This is a genomic window from Lysinibacillus sp. NPDC059133 (assembly GCF_042755925.1).
Classification (GTDB): domain Bacteria; phylum Bacillota; class Bacilli; order Bacillales_A; family Planococcaceae; genus Lysinibacillus.
In genome coordinates, this window is sequence record NZ_JBHZDH010000110.1 from 1 (window position 1) to 4097 (window position 4097).

Here is a 4097-nt window from a genome sequence, read left to right on the forward strand (position 1 = left end):
GTTCGTCCTTTAATCTTGAAAGTCTAGTATATAAAAAATACCCGCAGTTAGCACACTCTTTTTCAAGTGTCCTAACTACAGGTACCATATTACATTATTGTTTAAATCTGAGGTTTTTTAATTATGCTTTTTTGAATTACATAAAAGACCACATATATTTGTTTAGCCAAAAAAGTGAAACAATACAAAGTGCTTCCGATAATAATGTTAGAGAATGAAAAGTTTAGGAGGTTGAGTTAAATGCGTATTGCATCGCGGGAGCAGCCAATTGAAACGAATACTGCACCATCTAATACAAAAGCAATTAATGTGCAGGGAAATATGACACCTAATATTTCAGCGGAAACCAACTCTCAATCAGTAGTAGAAAAAGCGACTACTGTTGGAGAAGAGCAGGAAATCTCAAAAGAAAAACTACAACAAGCAATCGATGTTGTAAATGAATTTTTGAAAATAAATCATAGTTCTTCAAAATTTGTCTATCATGAAGGTTTAGAACGCTATTACGTAACTGTGGTGAACGGTGAAACAGAAGAAATTGTTAAAGAAATACCCCCAAAAAAACTTTTAGATGCATTTTACGAGATGCAAAAGTTACTGGGTATGATTGTAGACGAAAAGATATAAGAATGTTTAGGAGGAAAATAAAATGGTAAATAGAATTGGTGGCTTAGCGTCAGGAATGGATATTGATGAATTAGTCAAAAAACTAATGAATGCAGAAAGAGCGCCATTAAATAAGCTTTTGCAAAGCAAGCAACGCTACGAATGGCAACGTGATGCATATCGTGATGTTAATAAAAAATTAAAAACATTCGATACGTATATTGCGGATAATTTAGTGTTAAAATCAATCAGTTCAAAAACTGCATCAAGCTCAAACTCGAACTTAGTATCGGTTGTTGCAACTGGTAAAGCAGCAGGTACAGTTTCCATTGAAGGTGTAGCACAATTAGCTGAAGCAGGTCGTATTACGAGCGGACAAGTAAGTGCTAATGGTTCAACGAAAATGAAGGAATTAGCATCAGGTACAATTGAATTTCGAGCAGTTCAAGCTGATGGGACGATGGCTAAAGAAGCAACAAAAATTGAAATTACTGATGATATGACAGTAAATGACTTTGTTAAAAAGGTGAATGAAAGCGGTGCTGGTGTATCAGCAGTATTCGAAAGTGGTCGCTTTTCATTTACTTCGAAAAGTACGGGCAAGGGCAATCTTGAGATTACTGGTGATACGGCAGGGATGAAGCTAACGAAAGATGACGGAGCTTCAATTCGTGAAGGGAAAAACGCTATTTTCCAAGTAAATGGTATCGCGACAGAGCGCTCGTCTAATACGTTCTCACTTAATGGCTATAACATTACATTAAAAGCAACATTTAACGGTGAACAAGCAACTGCTGAACGCTATAATTCTGCTTATGAAGAGTGGAAAAATACAACTTCAGTAGAATATGTTCAAAAGATTGCAGATGCACTTTTAGCGAAAAATACTGCAACAGATGAATATGAGACTGCAAAAGCAGATTATGAAGCTGCGAAAAATGCATTTTTGGGTACAGTAGAGCTGTCAAATGCTGATAAAACGGCATTTAATAAAATCGGTAACCCTCAGTTTGCACGTAGTTTAACAGAAGAAGAAGTAGAAACGATTGCTAATAAAGCTTTTGAAAATAAAGAAGAATTTGAAATGTGGTTAAATGATGATTCGTCAGATGCAGAGTTAAAAGCGAAGCTAAAAGATGCAAATATTAATTTCAATCAATTTAAAGCTATTGGCTCTCTTGACTATGAAAAAATACAAAGTTTATCAGCACAGTCAATGTATAATACGTTAGGCACAACATTCTTAAGTGGACTGACAGATGAGGAAAAAACTTTAGTAAAAGATTTACCTACATCTAAGGAAGGCTTTGATAATCAAATTGCTGATTGGAAAGAAAACGGAACGGAAGAGCAAAAAGCATTAGCTGAAAAATTATCAAAATTAAGTGATACGCAAAAGGATACATTACGTCAGCTTTCATATGGTGACCTTGATAAAATGGCTGATTTAGCAGTAGCGCAGGTAGATCATAATACAAAACTTGCAGCTAAAAACACTGCTGAAAAAGAGCATACGGCATTAATAGATCGACAAACGAAAGCAGAAGCAGATTTTAAAGATGCATATAAGCAACAGTTTGGAGAGGATTACACAGATGACAAAGGTGATCCGGGAAAAGTTACGAATCTGCCAGGAGCTCCAGAAAGTCCCGTTACATTAACGTCTACTACAAACGTAGATGAAATGATGAATAAAATTAAAGACTTTGTGAATACGTACAATGGTTTGATTAAAGATTTCAAAGACCAAACAACACAAACAAAATATCGTGACTATACACCACTAACTACAGAGCAAAAAGAAAATATGTCCGAAAATGAAATTAAACTTTGGGAAGAAAAAGCGAAAAGTGGTTTACTTCGTAGTGATGCGCTTATTCGCGAAGGTCTTTCAAACATGCGTTCATTAGTCTATGAAGCGAATCCAGATCTTGAAGATTCGAAATTTAATACGTTATTCAGCATCGGTATTACAACTTCTAAAAATTACAATGAAGGTGGAACATTAGCAATTGATGAGGAGAAATTACGTAAAGCTTTAGAGGAAGATCCTGATGCAGTAGAACGTTTATTTAATAATCCAGATGGTAAAAAAGATGCTGTTATTGATGGCAAAACAGTTGATACACGTGGTTATTTAAGAAAACTTCGTGACTCAATGAAAGATTTTGAAGTCTCGATTGAGAAAAAAGCTGGTCGTGCAACAATGACAGATAATCAATATACAATCGGTAAGAACTTATTGGATACAGAAAAGCGTATTTCTACATGGCAAGACAAGCTGAAAAATATTGAAGCACGATATTGGAAGCAATTTACAGCCATGGAGCAAGCAATCAATAAAGCAAACCAGCAATCAGGTATGTTCATGCAAGGTGCAGGTTGAGGCTTCTAAATAAGAGGCAAAGTAGGAGAATATTATGAAATTAATAGATCAACTATTACAGATATCAGCAAATTTATTTAAGCTTTTGGGGAACATTCCAAATGGCGAAGAGCGTGATGAATATATTGATAATATCAACAGCATGTTAGACAAGCGCGGGAAAATTATTGAAGAATTGGTTCGAGATGGATTTAGATTTGACGAACAGAATCGTATTCATCGTACGTTACTTAAATTAGATAATGGGATAAAAGAACGATTGTCTGCTGTGATGAGCGCCGTAAAGCAGGATATGGCAAACCTTCAAAAAACGAAAAAAAGTGAAGGACAATACTTCGATCCCTACTCGAATGTTCGTGTGATGGATGGGATGTATTATGACAAAAAGAATTAACATTTACCTATTCGCTTTTCTTCATAAAATGGTTTAAACTAGTAAATAAGTAACCTTTCAAAGGAGTTGTCCTTTATTGGCAGCAAATCTAACAGCACAAAATGCGTATAAACAAAATAGTGTTACCACTGCTTCCCCTGGCGAGCTTACGCTAATGCTTTATAATGGATGCTTGAAGTTCTTGCACAAGGCTAAACTAGCCATTCAAGAAAAGAATATCCAAGAAAAAAACACAAATCTTATAAAAGCACAAGCAATTATTAGTGAGCTGATGGCGACTTTGAATATGGACATCGAAGTGTCAAAAAATATGTTTGCCCTTTATGAATATATCAATCGTCGTTTAGTCGAGGCAAACATTCAAAGTGATGTCGCTATTATTGAAGAAGTTGAGGGATTGGTGACGGAATTCCGTGATACATGGAAGGAAGTTATTCGCATCAATCGACAACAGCAATTCGGTCAGGGAAACACTGGGCAAATTTAGACAACATAGAGGCCATCGATTTATGATGGTCTCTTTTCTTTGCGAGAAAAGCGAGACACGACATTTTTATCATTACAAAAGGGAACCATTTAACTATTTTCAGCGGGTCTCCAAACACCCGCTGAAAGTAGTTAAAGCCTCCGGCGGATGTCACGGAATCGGAAAGGAGTTCTTTGTGCAAGCACAAAGCCGATTCCGGACGCAAGTATGCCGAGGCATACTTG

General features: G+C 36.0%; 4 protein-coding genes. All 4 read left to right on the plus strand.

Going from position 1 to position 4097, the window contains the following annotated elements; all coding sequences use genetic code 11:
• Nucleotides 1-240: 240 nt before the first annotated feature.
• The 4 genes from ACFXN8_RS26300 to fliS all read left to right on the plus strand — a co-directional run bounded on the left by ACFXN8_RS26300 (nt 241) and on the right by fliS (nt 3873).
• Nucleotides 241-627, plus strand: coding sequence for a flagellar protein FlaG (locus ACFXN8_RS26300; RefSeq protein WP_386848307.1), 387 nt, complete (start codon nt 241-243; stop codon nt 625-627).
• Between the two features lie 22 nt (nt 628-649).
• A complete protein-coding gene (fliD, locus tag ACFXN8_RS26305) occupies nt 650-2992 on the plus strand; it encodes a flagellar filament capping protein FliD (protein WP_386848308.1) in 2343 nt (780 codons plus the stop codon).
• A gap of 34 nt (nt 2993-3026) precedes the next feature.
• Nucleotides 3027-3386 (plus strand): flagellar protein FliT, encoded by a 360-nt coding sequence (locus tag ACFXN8_RS26310; RefSeq protein WP_386848309.1) that lies wholly within the window; start codon nt 3027-3029, stop codon nt 3384-3386.
• 76 nt (nt 3387-3462) lie between these two features.
• Entirely contained in the window at nt 3463-3873 is a 411-nt protein-coding gene (gene fliS / locus ACFXN8_RS26315) for a flagellar export chaperone FliS (protein WP_386848310.1), read from the plus strand.
• Nucleotides 3874-4097 lie beyond the last annotated feature (224 nt).